Annotated in this window: 17 protein-coding genes and 1 pseudogene; 10 read left to right on the top strand and 8 right to left on the bottom strand. The window is 66.8% G+C overall.

Going from position 1 to position 17,416, the window contains the following annotated elements:
• Window positions 1–19: 19 nt before the first annotated feature.
• From ACSYGO_RS07855 to ACSYGO_RS07845, 3 genes and pseudogenes are all read left to right on the top strand, one after another.
• The gene (locus tag ACSYGO_RS07855) at window positions 20–1,159 is read left to right on the top strand and encodes a PucR family transcriptional regulator (RefSeq protein WP_435227429.1); all 1,140 of its coding nucleotides are present in this window, start codon (window positions 20–22) and stop codon (window positions 1,157–1,159) included.
• Window positions 1,160–1,724: 565 nt separating this feature from the next.
• Window positions 1,725–2,063, top strand: a complete 339-nt coding sequence (locus ACSYGO_RS07850) for a thioredoxin family protein (RefSeq protein WP_460386310.1) — start codon at window positions 1,725–1,727, stop codon at window positions 2,061–2,063.
• A 164-nt stretch (window positions 2,064–2,227) separates the two neighbouring features.
• Window positions 2,228–2,561, top strand: a pseudogene (locus ACSYGO_RS07845) (transposase); the annotation flags it as partial.
• A gap of 267 nt (window positions 2,562–2,828) precedes the next feature.
• Here the strand turns inward: ACSYGO_RS07845 and ACSYGO_RS07840 are convergent.
• The 3 genes from ACSYGO_RS07840 to ACSYGO_RS07830 all read right to left on the bottom strand — a co-directional run bounded on the left by ACSYGO_RS07840 (window position 2,829) and on the right by ACSYGO_RS07830 (window position 5,869).
• Entirely contained in the window at window positions 2,829–3,248 is a 420-nt protein-coding gene (locus ACSYGO_RS07840; protein ID WP_426679182.1) for a roadblock/LC7 domain-containing protein, read from the bottom strand.
• Window positions 3,245–5,218: a sensor histidine kinase gene (locus tag ACSYGO_RS07835; RefSeq protein ID WP_460386309.1), complete on the bottom strand. Its 1,974-nt coding sequence runs from the start codon at window positions 5,216–5,218 to the stop codon at window positions 3,245–3,247. The genes ACSYGO_RS07840 and ACSYGO_RS07835 overlap by 4 nt, the downstream gene beginning before the upstream one ends.
• A 471-nt stretch (window positions 5,219–5,689) precedes the next feature.
• Window positions 5,690–5,869, bottom strand: a complete 180-nt coding sequence (locus ACSYGO_RS07830; RefSeq protein WP_460386308.1) for a hypothetical protein — start codon at window positions 5,867–5,869, stop codon at window positions 5,690–5,692.
• Between the two features lie 552 nt (window positions 5,870–6,421).
• Between ACSYGO_RS07830 and ku the strand changes: the two genes are divergently transcribed.
• The gene (gene ku, locus ACSYGO_RS07825) at window positions 6,422–7,360 is read left to right on the top strand and encodes a non-homologous end joining protein Ku (protein ID WP_460386307.1); all 939 of its coding nucleotides are present in this window, start codon (window positions 6,422–6,424) and stop codon (window positions 7,358–7,360) included.
• On the opposite strand, the gene ACSYGO_RS07820 is transcribed toward ku, so the two are convergent.
• Both ACSYGO_RS07820 and ACSYGO_RS07815 read right to left on the bottom strand, forming a co-directional pair.
• Window positions 7,357–7,584: a hypothetical protein gene (locus ACSYGO_RS07820; RefSeq protein WP_435227412.1), complete on the bottom strand. Its 228-nt coding sequence runs from the start codon at window positions 7,582–7,584 to the stop codon at window positions 7,357–7,359. The two genes, ku and ACSYGO_RS07820, sit on opposite strands and share 4 nt — an antisense overlap.
• A 46-nt stretch (window positions 7,585–7,630) precedes the next feature.
• Window positions 7,631–7,966, bottom strand: a complete 336-nt coding sequence (locus ACSYGO_RS07815; RefSeq protein WP_460386306.1) for a DUF6233 domain-containing protein — start codon at window positions 7,964–7,966, stop codon at window positions 7,631–7,633.
• 45 nt (window positions 7,967–8,011) lie between these two features.
• Between ACSYGO_RS07815 and ACSYGO_RS07810 the strand changes: the two genes are divergently transcribed.
• From ACSYGO_RS07810 to ACSYGO_RS07790, 5 genes are all read left to right on the top strand, one after another.
• On the top strand, window positions 8,012–8,236 hold the full coding sequence (locus ACSYGO_RS07810) for a LexA family protein (protein WP_460386304.1): 225 nt from the start codon (window positions 8,012–8,014) through the stop codon (window positions 8,234–8,236).
• A complete protein-coding gene (locus tag ACSYGO_RS07805; protein WP_460386303.1) occupies window positions 8,233–8,433 on the top strand; it encodes a hypothetical protein in 201 nt (66 codons plus the stop codon). The genes ACSYGO_RS07810 and ACSYGO_RS07805 overlap by 4 nt, the downstream gene beginning before the upstream one ends.
• A 768-nt stretch (window positions 8,434–9,201) precedes the next feature.
• The gene (locus ACSYGO_RS07800; RefSeq protein WP_460386302.1) at window positions 9,202–9,486 is read left to right on the top strand and encodes a hypothetical protein; all 285 of its coding nucleotides are present in this window, start codon (window positions 9,202–9,204) and stop codon (window positions 9,484–9,486) included.
• Window positions 9,483–9,881 carry a hypothetical protein gene (locus tag ACSYGO_RS07795; protein WP_460386301.1) on the top strand — a complete coding sequence of 133 codons (399 nt, stop codon included), beginning with the start codon at window positions 9,483–9,485 and terminating at the stop codon, window positions 9,879–9,881. Before ACSYGO_RS07800 ends, ACSYGO_RS07795 begins: the two co-directional genes overlap by 4 nt.
• 523 nt (window positions 9,882–10,404) lie before the next feature.
• On the top strand, window positions 10,405–11,325 hold the full coding sequence (locus ACSYGO_RS07790) for a hypothetical protein (RefSeq protein WP_460386300.1): 921 nt from the start codon (window positions 10,405–10,407) through the stop codon (window positions 11,323–11,325).
• Between the two features lie 265 nt (window positions 11,326–11,590).
• On the opposite strand, the gene ACSYGO_RS07785 is transcribed toward ACSYGO_RS07790, so the two are convergent.
• Complete coding sequence (locus ACSYGO_RS07785) at window positions 11,591–11,923, bottom strand: histone-like nucleoid-structuring protein Lsr2 (protein WP_435229285.1); 333 nt, start codon at window positions 11,921–11,923, stop codon at window positions 11,591–11,593.
• A gap of 1,116 nt (window positions 11,924–13,039) precedes the next feature.
• Between ACSYGO_RS07785 and ACSYGO_RS07780 the strand changes: the two genes are divergently transcribed.
• Window positions 13,040–13,264 (top strand): hypothetical protein, encoded by a 225-nt coding sequence (locus ACSYGO_RS07780; protein ID WP_460386299.1) that lies wholly within the window; start codon window positions 13,040–13,042, stop codon window positions 13,262–13,264.
• A 519-nt stretch (window positions 13,265–13,783) separates the two neighbouring features.
• On the opposite strand, the gene ACSYGO_RS07775 is transcribed toward ACSYGO_RS07780, so the two are convergent.
• Both ACSYGO_RS07775 and ACSYGO_RS07770 read right to left on the bottom strand, forming a co-directional pair.
• Window positions 13,784–16,084 carry a pentapeptide repeat-containing protein gene (locus ACSYGO_RS07775; protein ID WP_460386298.1) on the bottom strand — a complete coding sequence of 767 codons (2,301 nt, stop codon included), beginning with the start codon at window positions 16,082–16,084 and terminating at the stop codon, window positions 13,784–13,786.
• 413 nt (window positions 16,085–16,497) lie between these two features.
• Window positions 16,498–17,301 (bottom strand): hypothetical protein, encoded by an 804-nt coding sequence (locus ACSYGO_RS07770; RefSeq protein ID WP_460386297.1) that lies wholly within the window; start codon window positions 17,299–17,301, stop codon window positions 16,498–16,500.
• Between the last annotated feature and the right edge of the window lie 115 nt (window positions 17,302–17,416).

Genomic DNA, 17,416 nt, shown 5'->3' with positions numbered 1-17,416 from the left:
GTTCGCAGGGAACAAAAACGTGAACCATGCAATCCGGAGGGCCAGCGAACTGGCCCTGGATGAGACGACGGTCACCGCACTTCGGGCCGCGGTGAAGACCACCGCCGACGAGGTCGTCCAGGCGATCATCGACGAGGTCCCTCCCTACGCCAACGCCCTTTCGGGCCGTATGGGCGGCACCATCCGCCGAGCCGTCCGCACCGCCCTGGGGCACTACCTGGACCTCGCGAGCGGGAACGCCGCAGGCGGCGACGGCGGTGACGCAGCCTACGAGCTGGGCCGCGGCGAGGTGCGCGACGGCCGTTCGATGGACGCCCTGCTCAGCGCCTACCGCGTCGGCGCCCGCGTGGCCTGGCGATGCCTGGCGGCGGGTGCCGTACCCGCAGGTCTGCCCGCCGCCGAGGTCGCCAAGTTCGCCGAGCTGACCTTCGCCTACATCGACGAGCTCTCCGCCGCGAGCGCCGCGGGCCACGCCGACGAACTGGCCGCACAGGGCAGGGCCCACGAGCGCCACCTGGAACACCTGGCCCGCGACCTCCTCGCCGGCGCGAGCCCGGACGTGCTGCTGGCCTCTGTTCAACGGGCCGGGTGGCAGCCTCCGGTTTCGCTGACCGCGGTCCTGCTGCCCGCCGTCCAGGCCCGGCCTGCCTACCGCACGCTCGACCCGAGCACCCTCGTCCTCGACGATCTGCCGGACGCCACCGGTGTGCTGCTCGTCCCCGATGTCGACCGATCACATCTCTTGCGGCAGCTGACCGACCGCACCGCCGTGGTCGGCCCGGCCCGGCCGTGGACTCGCGCGTCCGCCTCCTACGCACGAGCCGTACGCGCGCGCTCCCTCTCCTCTGATATTCGCGACACCGAGGACCACCTGCCCGAGCTGGTGCTGAGCGCCGACGCGGACGCGTTCGCAGACCTGCGTACCCGAGCCCTCGCACCGTTGCGGCCCTTGCCTGTCGCGACCGCACGGCGGCTGGAGGAGACGTTGCGGGCGTGGCTGCTGCACCAGGGCAGGCGGGACGAGGTGGCGGCGGCGTTGTTCGTCCATCCCCAGACGGTCCGGTACCGGATGTCGCAGCTGCGGGAGCTGTTTCCGGACCTCGCATCGCCACAGCGGGTCCTTGAACTGACGCTGGCGGTCGGTCTTCGGGTCAGCTGACGCGTACTTCGACCGTCCGGGACTGTGTCCGCTAGCGGTCCAGGGATCGTGCGTCGTTCTCGGTGCCGTCAGCTGGCTCATGCGGCCCGGGGAAGAGCGGTATTAGCCAGCTGAGACCGGGGGTTGATGCGAAGACCAGACAAGGCCTCGGGAAGCCCGCCGGGGGCGCTGTCTTTGAGAAGCGCGGTGGTGGATACGGCTCGACTGGATCCGGTGGACGATGCGCACCGGCCCGCTCGTCGACGCGCTCATCGAGCGCCTGGGTGATCTGGGCCACTATGCCTTGGAAAACGGCTATCTGTCGTCGTGGAGGGCGGTGTCCTGGCACGAGCTGACCCACGGGCGCGCGGCGGGCTGCAGCTGGGTGACCGGCGGGGCGTCCAGGCCGGGTCACCAGGGGCGGGGGCCGGGCCGCTCGCGCTGGGGACCACCGTGGTTCTGCGACGGCCCCGTGCCTCTCTTCCGGCCTTCCGACAGGTCAACCGGACGACCGACCGGGCCGGCCTGGCTCACCGTGCAAGGGATGATGGGGATGGAATGGCGGAACGTGAGGTCAGGACCATCGATGGCGAAGCGGGTTCACCGACCCCGTGAGGACGCGGAGTTCAATTTCAGCCTCGGGATGAGCGGAGTTCCGGTCCTCGCATACTTCACCGGGACATGGCCCAAGGCAATCGAGCCCTGCCGGGTGATGGACCTCATCGTGGGTAACATCGCCGACGACTACACGGGCCGCCTGACGGCCGTCCGCGCCGACATCACGCGTTGTCCGGCCGCAACCGAGCGATACGGGGTCACCGGCGCCCCGTCCTACGTCCTGCTGAAGGAGGGCGAGGTGGTGGCGCATGGCACGGGGCCTATGACCACCGCCGAGGTACAGAAGTTCCTGGACGGCCACCTCTGAGCGGCCGCTGCGGCACGTGGCCGCGACGCCCGTCACGTCTCGTCTAGGCGGGGGCCGCTGGGAGCGGCTCAGCCGGTGGTGGCCCTACGGCTTGGATCCCGATGGCACTCCCACGCCTCCATGGCAATGATCAAAGGAGGCCATGCACCGGGTACTACCGAAACATGACGCGACAACGCCCGTATCCCAGCGACCTCTCCGATGCGCGCTGGGAGTTGATAGGGCCCACACTCACCGCCTGGCGGGCCGAGCGCAGGAGCAAGGGGCTCGACATCGGCCGGCCACCCCGAGCACGACCTGCGCCGCATTATGGACGCCATCCTCTACGTCGACCGCACCGGCATTGCCTGGCGTTACATGCCACATGACTTCCCGCCGTGGGAGACGGTCTACGGCTATTTCGCCGCCTGGCAGAATGAAGGCGTCTTCGACCAACTCAACGGCCTCCTGCGCCGACTGGTGCGAGAGGCCGAAGGCCGCGACGGCGAGCCAAGAGCCTTCCTCTTCGGGCTCGGCGATCAGATCGTGGGCGCCGTGGCATTCGACATCACAGGCGGAAAGATCGCAACCGTGCGCGTGGGATCGCCGTCTCATGCGCCTCGCTTGCCTCACCGAAGCCTGGCGGGTCACACAAACCAGACACGCCGTTCATCACCCAGTGGTGTCCGGACGCCGACCGCGGCCGGGCACAGCACCCGTGCTGACCATTGAGCCAACCGACCGACGCAGATGCCCAGTCCTGAGATGCAGGCCTTTCTGAGGGGGCTATCCTGCGGCCAGGGGAGCCGAGTTGAGTTCGCGTACCAACTGTGGGGTGAGCAGTTCACCGGCGCGGTCGGCGAGGACGGCCATTTCATAGCCGACCAGGCCGACGTCGCACCCCTCGTCGGCGAGGACGCCGAGGCAGCTGCCGTCGCGGATGCGGCCGACCATGAGAAAGCCCCCGAGCATTTCGATCATGACGAGCTTCATGCCGAGGAAGCCGTGTGTCGTCGCCGCATTCTGGGCGAGACTGGTGATGCCGGAGACGACGGCAGAGAGATGGTCGGCGCGATCTCGGACGAGGGTGTCAGAGGCGGCCATGAGCAGGCCGTCGGAGGAGACGGCGACAGCGTGGGTGACGCCATCGGTGGTGCGTACGAATTCGGAGATGAGCCACCCGAAATTCTGGAATGCGCTTGTCACGATGATGCTCCTTGGTTGCTTTGAGCCTCTGCGCGGGCAACGCCTGCTCGAAAGCCGTTGAGCAGGGTGGAGACAACGGGGCTGATGGGCGGGGGCGAGGTGGAGGCGGCTTCGGCCGAGGTGAGTAGGCGCCCGGGAATGGCGAGAAGTGCGGACAGTCCGCCACCGGGGGTCTCGGATAGGTGGACTTGGGTGCCCTCACCGAGACGATGGGTGAGTCGGCCGACGACGAGGTGGCCGAGAAACCGGGCGGGCGCGGAGAGGAGACCCTCCTCGCCTGCGCCGGAGAGGCGGGCGTTGGCCCGTTCCCTGTCGGCTTCGGACATGCCGATGCCGTGGTCAACGACAGCGAAACAGTAAGCGTGATCCTCGGTGTCGTACCAGCCGTGCACCTCGACCGGTTCGGTTGGCGGCGAGAAAGTCAGCCCGTTCTCGATGAGTTCGGCAAGGAGGTGGGCGACATCGGCGACGGCGTGCCCACGTACTCGTACAGGCTCTACCTCAGCGATCACGACCCTTCGGTAGTGCTCCACCTCGGCAACGGCGGACTGGACGACTTCCAGCCCGTCGGCGGGTGCTGCCGTGGGCCGCGGCGGATTCTGCCCGGTCAGGACCAAGAGACTTTCGGCGTTGCGCCTCATACGGGTGGCGAGGTGGTCAAGCTCGAAGAGCTCGGCGAGGGCGTCCGGGTCCAGTTCCTTGTGTTCGAGGCGGGTGATGAGGCCCAGCTGACGACGCACTAGGTTCTGGTTGCGTCGGCCGAGATTGGCGAGCGATTCAGTGGTGTTACGGCGCAGACTGGCCTGCTGAGCAGCCAGGTGGAGGGCGGTCTGTTCCACTTGACGCAAGGACGCTGCGACCTCGGCGATCTCCACCGCGCCGGTAAACAGGCCTGAATCAGTGGTTTCCGGCGCGTCAGTCGACGCAAAGAGCTCGCCATCGACTGGCGGGGACTGCTGGATACGGGCCACGGTTGCGGGCAGCCTGCGCCGTGCCACGTCATGGGCGGTACCAGCGAGCGCGCCGAGAGGGCGCGTTAGGGAACGGGAGGCAAAAGCCGCGAGGCCTGCCACGAGGGCGGCCATGAATATTCCAGCGGCGAGGTAGGCGGCGAGGCCAATCTCTGCATCCCGGCTGAGCCGGTCGGCCCGGTCTCTTGCGTCGTCACCGACCGACTGCTGGACAGCGTACAGATCGTCGACGAGCACGGTCATGGAAGCCCACCAGGAGCTGGCGTCGGCGCCCAGTGCGGAGCCGTCGGCGGCGTCTTCCGCACGGTCCTCGGATGCGGTGGCGCGTTTGGCATCCTCGGTGCTAAAAGCCTGCTTCACGGCGGCAAGTTGGGACGGGGTGGCGACTTGCCGGAAGCGGGCGAGGGCAGCAACGCGCGTGGCACGTACCTCGGCGAAGGTCTGGTATTCGCTCCCGTGGAAGCCGCCCTTGGCGAACACGCCGTTGAGCAGACCTCGTTCGAGCGCGACTGACTCCTTGGCCGTGGCCAGTTCCCGCAACGCCGCAAGTCCTCTGCGCAGTTGAAGGTCGGCGCCGGCCGCGGATTCCGCCACCGGGTCGACCGAATTGAGGGCGTCGACTGCGGTGGTATAGAAGGTGAGGGTCGCGGTCCGATCCCCACTGCCCTCGTCAGCGGCAGCTCTCGTATCGGCAAGGCGCTGCAGGTGCCGCTGGATGACTTCCGCGACAGCACTTTCGGATCGTATTCTGCGAAGGGCCGAGTCGACGCGCTTGCGAGTAGCGGTGAGCGAGGAGCGAAACCCTCCCTCGCCTCCCAAAAGACCATTGGTCAGGCCGCGTTCGCGTTGCAGCTGGTGCACCAGAGCCTGGATGCGCAGGCTGAGACCAACCTCCGAACGGGTCGTCCCGGCGTCACCGAGAGCCTCAGCGCGTCCGAACACGGCGACGCCGGCCACCACCAGCAGCAGGCAGATAGGGACCGTGATTACCACCGCCACACGCCCTCTGATGCTGCGCCAGCCGGGTACCGGCCGACGGCCAGGCGACGTCAGCCTTCCGCTGTGGCGGCGCCCTGAAGAGGTCATGCCTAAACCGCGCTTGCTGATTGCGCCGTGTCCGCTGAGTGCCGAGCGTACTGGCGTCCACACCTTCATGCTCACGAAGTTAGTCCGAGTGCCATAGAGGCCGGTTTCCCACCTGTTAGGTCGTGTGGGAGATTCAGTTGCGCCTCCCTCACACTGCGGGTCAAGAGCCTGTGACCGTGTATGACAAGACGGCTTTGGGCGCGCGAGAAAGGCGACCTCAGGAACCGACTGCTCCTCAGCGCACCAGGGCCGTGGTCGGCGTACGATTTGATGCGGTGAGTTTTTCTTACCGGGACTCTTGCAGAAAGGCCCCAGCGCGCGCTCAGGTTCTAGTGGTCGTTGTAAGAGTCCCGGTAAGCCGGGTGATCCGGCGGGCTCGTACCGTCAATCGTCGACTGCCACACTGGTGTCAGGACCAAAGAAGACGAGTTGGGTGACAGCAGCCCCGTGGTCAGCTTTGGCCGTATGGCGGTAGAGCCCAGGGCTGGGCAGGGTGACTTCGGCACCGAGCATGTCATCATCGGTGGCTTCGAAGCGCAGGGGCTTGCTCCAGTCAGATTCCACGGCGGTGATCGTGCCCTCGACTTGAGCGGGGTCATCGGTGCCAGCGACGACGCAGTCCCATGGCGTCCCGACCGTGGCGTAGTCGAGCAGGTTGAGGCCGATGCCGTCCGCGGCTTGGTCGGGACCGAGGTGGTCGTCCTCATCGACGCACAGTCTGTGTGCGGTCGCGGCGCCGACATTCCTGAGCAGAGACCTGCCGTCGTCGCGCCGATCGATACGGAGGAGGACCTCTTAGGGCGGGCGGCTTCCTGTTCGAGCCGTTGCGCTTGGGCGGCAATCTCGACTGAGCGCACGGCGGCGTCAGCTGACCGGCGGATGTCTACCGTTGATTGCTCGGCCGCACTGCCTGCCTTCTCCGACGCGGTGGCGGAGCGCCGCCCGTCTGCCCTCGCTCTTGCTCCCACGAGCGTCGCAATGACTGCTGCTGCACTGGCTACGGCTGTGGGCACGTCCTCCAGTTCATGGGCGGCACGGTATCGCGCGAACGTGGGCGTGCGAAGCCCATGGGGCGGCCATAGCCTGGCCTCCTCGGGGCTGCTGTGGAGGTTCGTCATGCCCCGAACGATCTGGTCAGGCGCGATCAGCTTCGGCCTGGTCACGGTGCCGATCCACGTCGTGTCTGCGACCGAGGACCACTCTGTCCGCTTCCACCAGGTGCACCTCGAAGACATGGGCCGGGTGCGGAACCGGAAGATCTGCGAGCTGGAGGACCGCGAGGTCAGCCAGGCGGAGATCGGGAAGGGCTACCAGCTGACGAAGGACCGGATCATCCCGGTCACCGATGAGGAGCTGCGGGAGATCCCGTTGCCGACGGCGAAGGCGATCGAGATCCACGCGTTCGTACCGCTCGACTCCATCGACCCGATCAAGATCGGTGACGGGTACTACCTGCAACCCGACGGCCAGGTCGCCGCCAAGCCGTACACGCTGCTGCGGAAAGCTCTGGAGCGGTCGTCCAAGGTCGCCGTCGCCAAGTACGCGTGGTCGGGACGCGAGCGCCTCGGCCTGCTGCGGGTCCGCGAGGACGCGATCGTGCTTCATTCGATGCGCTGGCCCGACGAGATCCGCAGCCCCGACGACCTCGCGCCCGCCGCAGCCGACGTGTCCGACAGCGAGGTCGATGAAGCCGTCGCCCTCATCGAGAGCCTCACCCGCGACGAGCTCGAAGGCGACGACCTCCGCGACACCTACACGGAGGCCGTCGAGGAGCTCATCGAGGCGAAGCGCGAGCACCGCGAACCGCCCGCGGTCGCCGAGCCGGCTCAGGAGCGGGCACAGATCGTCGACCTGATGGCTGCACTCCAGGAGTCCGTGGCGAAGGCCCGCGAAGCCCGCGGCGAGGACGCCACCGTCCACGAGATGTCGAAGAAGAAGACGGTGAAGAAGGCTCCCGCGAAGAAGACCGCATCCAAGAAGACGACCGCGAAGAAGGCCACGGCCAAGAAGGCCACGGCCAAGAAGGCGACGGGGCGGAAGTCGCGGAGCGCCTAGGCCGGCTCGCCGGGCGCCGTCCACACGTCGGATCCGCCGCCCTGCCATTCGATCAGCTCGGGGTCGTCGATCGTCGTATCCGCCTCGGGCAGGCCTGCCAGGCGCAGGAGCTCGACCAGGTCCAGCAGGTGGTAGGCCGTGCCGACATGCTCGCCGCGGATCGACACCCGCCTGCCGCCGTCCGGCTGCGGCGGGTGCACCACTACAGGCACACTCTCCGGCACGCTTCCAGCCTCTCACCCGGATTACTTGAATACAGGTCTGCGCTGGTCACTCCAGGAATCTGAGCTCGCGGTCGGGCCGGCAGTGCGTGCAGGCGTCGACCCCGTCGGCGAGCGCCTGCAGCGTCTGCCCCCTGCTTGCAGGCCGGGACCGCTTCCCCGCCATGTGGCAGTCGCCTGTGTGGACGTAGACGGCGGGGGAGTGTCCGTCGAGCCCCCGCTCGATTATCCAGTCGGGGGTGGGCGGCCGGGCTTGCTCCCCGCGGCGCCGTTCGGCTTCCCGCTGCTCGACGGCGGAGATCTGCTGCCGGACCTGCTGGAGGCTGTAGCTGAGCCAGGTCTCCAGGGTGCGGAGTCTGGGCAGGTCAGGCGGTAGGGCGCCCACGTGTCCAGCTTGCACCAAAATTCGAACACACGCTCTAATCGATTTATGGGCCACTACAAGGTCGAGTACCTCACCGACCGGCAGGAAGCCATCCTGCGCTACATCCGCGACACCATCGCCGACACCGGCGAGGCCCCCACCATGCGCGAAATCGGCGCCCACGTCGGCCTCCGCAGCCGCTCCGCCATCCACTACCAGCTCCGCGAGATGGAAGCGAAAGGCGCCATCGTGCGCGAGCGCCACCGTCCCCGCGGGATCCGGCTCACATGACCAGCCCCGGCCGCTACCACCTCCTCCTCGCCCTCAACGGCCGGCCCGCCATGCACGGCTGGTGGGAGAAGGAGAGCGTCGCCCGCCGCCAGTTCTCCTCCTGGGTAGGTGACCGCGGGAGCATGCCCGGCGTCCGCATCACCCTCACAGACGTAGAGACCGGCCGCCTGTTGACGGAGTGGCCAAAGGAGCGGTGAGCTTCTGCCACGCTTCCCGCATGATCCATGAGGAAGACCCGGCAGTAGGCGAAGAAGAAGACAGCTTCGAGGACGATGCGGCGGACTTCGCCGAAGCCCCACCCGTCGACGAGTACCGCATGTCGACGCGCTGACGCCCTCTTGCCGCGCTCCCTCTGGTGGGTCACGCTCGCGGGCATGGGACACAACGAGGGGGCGGGCCCCATAGGAATGGACCACGTCGCCGACATACCGCTCGTCGATGGGCCCTACGGTCAGCCGGCCCCGAAGCCGAAGCGGCAGGAGCAGGTGCCGGGCCACGACTGCTACGCGCTCGTGCGTCATCCGGTGCAGGGCAAGGGCAACGAATACCGATGCCCGTCATGCGGAGTCGAGTACGTAGTGCAACGGAAGACGCCGCCAGTTCCAACGATCAGGATGCCAACCATCGGTCGGTAACGAATTGCGTAAGGTCCATCTCCCAGGCGCGGCCGTGGAGCGGTTGTGCCGCGCTGCCGCCATCGCACCCGATACCACCGCTCGCGCTGCGGCTGTGCCCTTCCTCGCCCGGCCTTAGGTGCCCTGGCTAACAGCCTCGCCCTTCGAGTCGCTCTCCTTCAGGTGGCTTGGCGCCGACCGGGCCTGCGGCCGTGGCACCTGTCCGGCGCCCCCCGAACGAAGGGGAAGGGGGGCACAGCGCGGACGTGGGCGATGCCGCAACTGCCGGCACAGAGGCCCACATGCGCACCACACCTCGGCAAGCTTTTACAGATTGTCTATAGTGTTGCTATGGCGACAACGACGATTCAAGTATCCCGCGAGGTGCGGGACCACCTGGCTACGCTGGCCAAGGAGCGGGGACTGAGCCTGGGCCAGCTGGTCGAGGCGCTTGCTGCGGAGCAGCCGACTGCCGCACAGCGCGCCGAGCGCCTGGCCGCGGACCGGGATGTTGCGCGGCGCCTGATCGGCGTCGAGGTGAGTGACGAAGAGTTCGATCAGGCGCCGGACGTCCTGGGCAACATCTACAAGATTGCTGCCGAGAAGGCCCGCACGACCAGGGGCACCGCTGCGTGATCATTCTCGACACCAGCGCCGTCCATGCTCTCGCTGTCGGGCACAAGGCGTTGAACCTGCTCGCCGGCAACATGGCACACACTCCCACGGACCAGCTCCGCATCCCCGCCCTGTGTCTCATGCAGGCCGAGGCTGACGAGGCACAGTTGCATCGCCGAGTGCTGGCCTTCTCTTCCGTCGTCGTCGACCCACTCGACACCATGGCGGCCGCCACCGTCGGCACCATGATCCGAGACGGCTATGGCGGCCCTGACACCTGCCACGCCCTGTACTGTGCCTTGCCGCGCGCCGAGTTCACCGGCATGTCGATCCTCCTCACCGAGTTTGAAGACCGCTACCCGCCCGGCGTGGTCACCGTCGACATCAACTCTCCCGGCATGCTCGGATTCCGTTAGCTTCTGCTGGTTCACTCGCCGTGGCGGCCGGCTCCGCGCACGGCCTCGGCGACGGCACCTGGCCCGCACGCCTCGTCCAACGCAGTATCGCCCTCGTCCTCGGCACCGAATTGCCCGACGTCGCGGCCGATCGACGCGCCGGGCTACCTGCCACCTGATTCGCCGCTCGCTAATGCATCCTGGCATCCCGCACTCGGGACGGCCCTCGCTCCAGCCACTTGCCGAGGCAGCGCTCGCGAGCTCGAAAGTACTTGGCAGCTGGGTGTCAGACGGTTCTGTGGCGGGCGCCGCCTTCGATACGGGGGTTGTCGGACGAGCAGAGCGTGACGTCCTCGGGGCCACCGGGATACAGGTTGGGGGCGATGCCACCTGGGCCACGGCCGCGAAGTTGCCCTCGAAGACCAAGCGATCGATGACATCCCGCGCGTAGGCACCAAGTCTGGTGCACCGAAACTGGGCGGAGCATCCTGGGTCTACGCGCCTGTCCCGCCGTACGACGAACTGGCCGCAGAGGGGGAGCCGCATGGACATTGAAGGTTGTGGGTCGTCGGGTGAGTGGTGCACCACGTCGCCTGAGCATCTCGACCGGCTGGCTCGCGGAGTGCTGAGGGCCGCCCGGGCCGCGGCTGTGGAACTGCGGAGGAAGCCTTCCGACGCTGACCGGCGGTTGTGGGCGCTGGGCATTCTGGAGGGGCAGACTCAGGCGATGCTGGGACCAGACCTGCCGGACCTGCCGACCGGGGCCAAAGCGCAAGATGAGTTCGTTCACAACGCTCTGGCGCTCGCCGTACACGTGCGGGCGCACAGTTGGGCGGAGAAAGACCTGGGCAAGGATGGAGTGCTGGGCCGGGCTGACGTCCCGCACCCTGGGGAGCGCGGGGCAGCCGACGCCTTTGACGTCCTCGGGCGGCTGGTGATCCCGCACTCCTCGCCCGCAGGCTGGGCGGCCACCCTCGTCACTGATCTGTCCCGTGGCAACAAGACGCTGGAGGCGGCGGTCAGTCTGGGCAAGTACGTGCTGCACCCCACCTTCCTGACCTTCGTCAACGACGCGACACGTGTGGTTGGCGAGGCTCTGCATGAGATCAATGTGCGCCGCCTGCAGGAGCTGAGGAACGCGCTGGTGCAGCCTCCGAACCGCATCGCTCGACGGTCGGCTACACGAAGCAGGCCCTCCGCTGCGCTGGCAAAGCATGACAGCGCAGCCCCACGGACGGCGCCACTGCCGCTCCAAGCTCCCCGGTCCCGGCAGAGCGTCACACCTCACGAGTTGCGGTCCCCGCGCAGCCAACGCAGGAAAAGGCTGCCGCTGATCCCAGAAATCACTGAGCCTGCAGGCCGCCCCGAATCGCAGCCCGACATACAGCTACGCTTGCCGCCACTTCGGTCACCCAAGCCCACTCGCCGGCCGCCAGAAACGCCAGGCAGCCCGTCAGCACGCTGACATCTCAGGGCTCTCTCTAACTGCTGGAGCGTGTCTGTATTGCCGGTTGCTACCAGATGACCAGCGATTTCCTACATGGTTGCGATGCGCGCTGATCGTTCTGCGTCGAAGCTCACTAGACCGCCTCCCTGGGATGGGTCCGTCCACTATCGGCGGTGGTGGCGCGGGTGGCAGGTTCAAGCGGCGCGAGCTACTTGTGGGCAGAGGGTAAAGGGCCTTTCATCGCGCAGGAGGCCATCCCCAGGAAGTGGGATGCGTAAGGATGTCAGCGTGCCTTCTGGTAGGCCTCTCGGATGCTGGCGGGAACGCGGCCTCGGTCATTCACCTGGTGGCCGTTCTCCCGGGCCCAGGCCCGAAGTTCCTCTGCACTGGGCCCGTCGGCCGACGCCTTACGCGATCGCCCCGCACCCACCGACCGGCCGAGCTTGCGGCCCTTGCCGATGAAGGGAGCAAGCGCCTCGAACAGCTTGTCATAGTTGTCCGACACGAGGTCGATCTCGTAATTGACGCCGTCGAGCGAAAAAGTGTGCGTCTGTACCTCTTCGGATTCTGCACCCGTGAGGTCATCCGTGTAGACAGTTACGATCTTCTGAGCCATAGAGGAATGGTACCGAGTTTTTCGAGGGTGTCCACTTCGAGATTTTCACGGAGCCGCTAGAAACGCGTAGGCCTGTTTTCTGGCTCGGTGTGCTGATGGCCGGAGGTTTCGAAAATGGACAAATCGACCTCGGGTGCGTCCACTCAGGACTGCAGGACCTGCACCTTTCGAAGGGCTCTCTCGCGACCTGTAGCCAAGGGGTCGGGCAAACCGGCTGAGAGTTCACGGAACTTTCTGCCGCGATGTGGGGGGCAATGCCCGTTCAAGTTTGGCGGTGACGTATGCCCGAAAGTTGTCGTGGATGTCGCTGGCTTCCGTGGCCCGGCTCAGCAGCGGCTCATGATGGTTCTAATGGAGGTGCCGGCCGCTGAGTCGGTAGCGGAGGCGAGCCTCGGATCCGTTGATACGCGCGTCGACCTGGCTCGGGTCGAGCTGAAGGCCGCGCTGGATACTGTGCTTGAGAATGGCGGGAACGGCTGGACGCCGAAGCCGCGTACGGCGTCGACGGCCGCGGCGGGCGGCAGCCGGATCAGGCTTGGGGCCGCAGTTCGCGTGCTCCTGACCGATCGAACCTGGGAGCTCCCGGCCGCCGGCGCGTCGATGTGGGAGCGGTGGGAGGGCATCGCCCCCGAGCTCGCCAGATGTGCCTTCGCCGGTGGCTACGACACCTGCTCCGGCCTGTTCGCCATCTGCCCCTGGAATCGGCGGAGTGCGCGACAAATCGGCGTCTGGAGCAGGCCCGCTGCTGCGGCCCCGTCCAACGGACTGTCAGGCAGCCCATGCCTGCTACCACGTGGTGTACCAGGGCCTGTTCCGACGCCTCCCGTCACGCGCCAGGCGCGGGTCGGCCTCCGCATTCATGCAGCTGCCCAGCGCCGTGTTGCACGGGCGCGTGCTCGCCGCAACTCACGATCAATGCGAGCATTCTGATTCTCCTGACGGCTCCCTGCCAGGACGCGAAGATGAGCCATGCCTCGAACATCCCGCGTGCTCGGCCTGGTCTCCGCAGCGATACTCCTCGCTGGTGGCGGGTTCGGCGTAGGACGACTCACAGCCCCCGACCATGACTCCGTCGCCCGGGACTGCGCCGACTCCCGCGAGCTCTACCGGAAGAACGTGGATGCCATCACTCCAGATCAGGAAGTGGCCGAGAAGCGGACCTATGGCCGCATCCTCGCCAACACGATCTTGCAGAACCCTGGATGCTTCAGCACCGGCGACCGAGCAGCGGCACAGACCATGCTCGACACGATCGACCAAGGCGTGCGGGAAGAAGGACTCAACGACCTCAAGGAGTGCGTTGAAGACGCCACCGACGAGTACCCATGGAGCAACTGCTGACGGTTGAACGCCTTCCGCCGACTACGTGGACGACGTCCTGAAGCTCCAGCCGAGCGAGTAAATCGCGGTGACCGCCCTGATTGAGGACCGTCGAGCCACACTCAGCGTGGTACCCGCACCGACCGCCGAGGCCCAGCGGCGCTACCAGCGAGTCGGGCAGCCCACAACTGTGGGCGAGCCTGCCTGGGGCCGCGCCACTATGGCCATCGGCCCGTGCCTGGACGCCGTGGTCAACCTGATCATCAGCGTCCGGGCTATGACACACGGCCCAACGTCCTGACCTCTCGAACTGACCATGAGTGCGGGTAGGTAATCAGCGTGCGGCCGCCACCATCGACCAGCCCGGCATCGTCGAATACAACCTCCGAAACTCGGGGCCACCACCGAAAGCCCGCGCCGATGGCGTTGGCTGACACCGTCGGTGTGGCTAGTCAAGAATCCGGGGGCTGGCGCCGTAGCGCCGCGGGAACGCCACTACGGCGTTCAGAATGTTGAACAGACGACGGCTGGTTGTGGGCGTCAGCGTTTGATGCGGCTGCGCATGGCGAGGACGGCCAACGCGAGCAGGACGGGCTCGGTGAAGCGGCTGATCATCTCGGTATACGTGCCGACGGTGGTGAGGTCCTGGCCGCTGGAGCGGAACACGACACTGTTCAGCACCACCTGCACGGTCTTGTCGAAGCGTTCCTCGTTGAACCGGTCGCCGAAAGGGAGCGTGAGTTCGGGATCCGACTTGCCCACGATCAGCGACACGCGCCCCCCGCTAGCCGGGACCGTGCCGGTCGCGGTCTGCTTCGGCGCCGAGGTGGGCAGGCCCCAGCCCATCATCAGCACGATGGTGACCGCAATAGCCGCCAGCAGCCAACCCAGGGCGCGCGAGGCACGCAGCCCGTACCCGGACAGCAACCAGTACCCCCACAACAGGCCCCGCTCGCCGGGCGGGGTTCCTTCGTGGTCGTGGCGGCGCATTTCCATCTCGCCGTAGTAGAAATCGGCAGCGCCGGGCTCGTTCTTGCCATCCTCGAATGCCTTGCGCAACTGCCGGTACAGTGCCGCCACGTCTTCTGGGTCCGGCGTCCTGTTGGGGTCGGGATGATGTGGGCCAGCACGCCAATCCCGGGGCCAGAGCGAACGTGTGTCTGTCTGTCGGCGCCAGTGGTGCTCTTCGGCCAGCGTACGTCGTCGGCTGTACCGGAGGGGCCATCGGTGGTAGAGGCGGACGCCGTTGGGAGGTTGGCTGAAGGTAATGCGCCCCTCCAGACGAAGTTGGTCGAGGTGGAAGGCACCAGAGAATAGGCAGTCACTCAGGTCGGTGTCGGTCAGCATCAGATGTGCGGCGTCCACCCCACGAACCGAGACCACCCGCACCCCCTGCCTGTGGCCCGCCAGCAGGCTCTCCGGCACCGCCATTGCGGTAACGGTGTCAGTGGTGGTGAAAGGGGCGGGGTGGGCGGTCACCGCCACGGGGAACGACAGCACCGCGTGGCTGAGGTCCACGGTCGCGTAGCGTAGGCGAAGGGTCGTCGTAGATTCCCACCGAGTCCTCTCGCAGAGCACCTCTTGCGCAGCTATCTCCAGCGTGACAGGCGCCTCGAACACCGCACCGGACAGATCAACCGCCCTCGCACACACCATGGGCCCGAACTGCGGCATCGCCGCAAACCGTCCCCTGACGAACCTGGCGTTGCCGCAAAACTGCGCTCCCAAGAACTCGACATCACTCGAGAACCGAGCCCCGTCGAACCGGGCCTCGCTGGCGAACTGCACCCCACCGAACCCGGCGTCGTCGGCGAACTGCACTCCCAAGAACTCGGCATCACCGGAGAACTGCGCGTGGTCGAACTTGGCATCACCGGAGAACTTTGCCCGGCCGAACCGGGCGGTGCCAGCGAACTGCACGCCGCCGAATCCGGCACTGGAGAACGTCGCCCCGCCGAACCGGGCACCATCGAAGAACTGCGCGTGGTCGAACCTGGCGTGATAGGAGAACTGCGCCCCTTCGAACCAAGCGTCTCCGGAGAACTGCGCCCCGTCGAACCGGGCCTCGCCAGCGAACTGCGACAAGCCGAACCCGGCCTGTCTGGAGAACGTTGCCCCGCCAAACAGGGCGTCTCCGGAGAACTGCACCGCCACGAACCCGGCGCTGCCAGAGAACCGCGCTCCGCCAAAGCCGGCGTCTCCGGAGAACTGAGCCCGGTCGAAGTCGGCGTCGCTAGAGAACTGCGCCCCCAAGAACCCGGCATCGCCAGTGAACTGCGCTCCGCCAAACTTAGCGTCTTCGAAGAACTGCGCTCCGTCGAACTGGATCTCGCTGGCGAACTGCACCGCGCCGAAACCGGCCTGTCCGGAGAACCTTGCCCCGCCGAACCTGGCGTGACCGGAAAACTGGACCTCGTCGAACCGGGCCGCGCCGGCGAACTGCACCCCGCCGAACCAGGCGTCGTCGGCGAACTGAGCATGGCCGAAACTGGCGTCGCTGAGGAACTGCACTCCTCCGAACCGGGCGGTGCCGGAAAACTGCGCCCCGCCGAGTTGGGCGTCGCCAATGTGGGGCTTTCCGGTGGTGGGGTCACGGAGCGCGTTGAGGAGGTCGGTAAGGATGCCTTCGGTGATGGGCGTACCGCGGTGGTCGATGTCGGCGCCGGGGGCCAGGCCAGCGACGTAGGCGTTGCGGTCGGTTTCGCTCAGGTGGGCCAGGCATGCAGTGTGGCCGGGGACGTGGATGCCTTGGCAGCCGACGGGGTCGGTGGCGGGGTCGGCTCCGTGTCCGCAGTGCGGCCAGGAAGGCGCAGGTGGTGGGTGGGCCGGTGGCGTACTCATGGCCGGGGGACTCCGGGGACTGCCGTGCCAGAAGGGGGCGCTGCGCAGTAATGACTCATGGCTAGGTTCACGTAGTCCCCCCTCCCGCAGACGTGTTGGCTACACAAGTGTCCTGCAGTCTGCCCGACTTGGCGGACACGCACAGCGTGCATCGTGCCTCCGACCTCCGCACCAACGACAGCAGTTGACACCGCCGGTTCGGCGGACCCGTACGAACGCGGACCCGCCCCGGTACCGTTATGGCAGCACCACCCGTGAGTTCAGCTTCGCGCCCCCTTCGGAAAACTCGAACCCACAGCCTTTTGTACTCCCGGAGCGGGCGACTCACGCACCGGCCTCTTGCTCGTCGGGGCGTTCGACGTCCTCGTCGAGCGCGCGCGAGACTGCCCACCTAGTGATCGCCCAGGCAGTCCCTATTCCGCGAGCAGCTCGCCGTCTGTTCCTCTGTGCTCGGTGGCGGCATTGATGCCCGTCAGGACGTATTGGCCCTTGTCGGGGATGCGTGTGGTGTGGTCCTTGCCGTCCACACTCCAGTGCACGGTGAGACTCCAGTCGCACTGGTGCGAGGAGGCGTCGACAGTGATGCTGAAGTACTCCGGCTGCTCGGATCGTTTCACCGTGAACTGGGGGGCTTCGAGCCTGTTGCCGTTCTCGTCATGGAAGACAACCTCGGGGGATTCCGCATCGGCCTGCACGAATGCCTCCCTCACGGTGAGCATGTGCCCGGCCGACTCGTTATCGCGGACATGAACGCCCACGGTGCTGTGGCGACAGACCGTGTGGGCATTCAGCCGCTTGATGATCACGGTGTTGTCGGACTTGGCGCGAAGATCGAGGGCGAGGGTCTGGGACACCGGTGTACCCCCCGCCTGTCGCGCCCAACGGTTAAGCGTGTCGTCTCCGCCCTGCGCAGGCGGCGGTGCTAGGTCGGCGAACGTCTTTCCCTGGAAGACCCATCCACTCTCACTGCTCGCGGACGGCTCGTCATAGTCGATGATCAGCCCGTGTTCTTCTCGGCCGGCAAGGTTCTGAACCACGTGGACCAGGGACGGCCCAAGCCATTGGGTCACGGTGAACACCGTGACCCCGGCGACTACTGAGATGACCAGGCCTTTGATGCTGGCTGACTGACGCTGCCACCACAGTCTGGCCTTTGCGCGGAGACCGGTGCAGTGCGGAGAGTCCGAAGGCGTTTCCGCGGGATCCTCCTGAGTCATGAGGCCACGCTAGAGCGCGGACCCCGGGCGATCGACGCTCGACACAACAGCCCACCCACATGGCGGCCTCTCTCGCCCGTCCGTCCCTTTTGCCGCCGTAGCCGGGGCCAGCGCA

This window comes from Streptomyces krungchingensis (genome assembly GCF_054729265.1).
Note: the sequence above shows the minus strand (reverse complement) of the source record. Positions and strands in the feature narration are given on the sequence as shown.

Coding starts and splice junctions, on each gene's coding strand:
- ACSYGO_RS07790 (WP_460386300.1), top strand. CDS start 10,405: ATGGACATTGAAGGTTGTGGGTCGTCGGGTGAGTGGTGCACCACGTCG.
- ku (WP_460386307.1), top strand. CDS start 6,422: ATGCCCCGAACGATCTGGTCAGGCGCGATCAGCTTCGGCCTGGTCACG.
- ACSYGO_RS07775 (WP_460386298.1), bottom strand. CDS start 16,084: ATGAGTACGCCACCGGCCCACCCACCACCTGCGCCTTCCTGGCCGCAC.
- ACSYGO_RS07800 (WP_460386302.1), top strand. CDS start 9,202: ATGGCGACAACGACGATTCAAGTATCCCGCGAGGTGCGGGACCACCTG.
- ACSYGO_RS07850 (WP_460386310.1), top strand. CDS start 1,725: ATGGCGAAGCGGGTTCACCGACCCCGTGAGGACGCGGAGTTCAATTTC.
- ACSYGO_RS07805 (WP_460386303.1), top strand. CDS start 8,233: ATGACCAGCCCCGGCCGCTACCACCTCCTCCTCGCCCTCAACGGCCGG.
- ACSYGO_RS07810 (WP_460386304.1), top strand. CDS start 8,012: ATGGGCCACTACAAGGTCGAGTACCTCACCGACCGGCAGGAAGCCATC.
- ACSYGO_RS07770 (WP_460386297.1), bottom strand. CDS start 17,301: ATGACTCAGGAGGATCCCGCGGAAACGCCTTCGGACTCTCCGCACTGC.
- ACSYGO_RS07785 (WP_435229285.1), bottom strand. CDS start 11,923: ATGGCTCAGAAGATCGTAACTGTCTACACGGATGACCTCACGGGTGCA.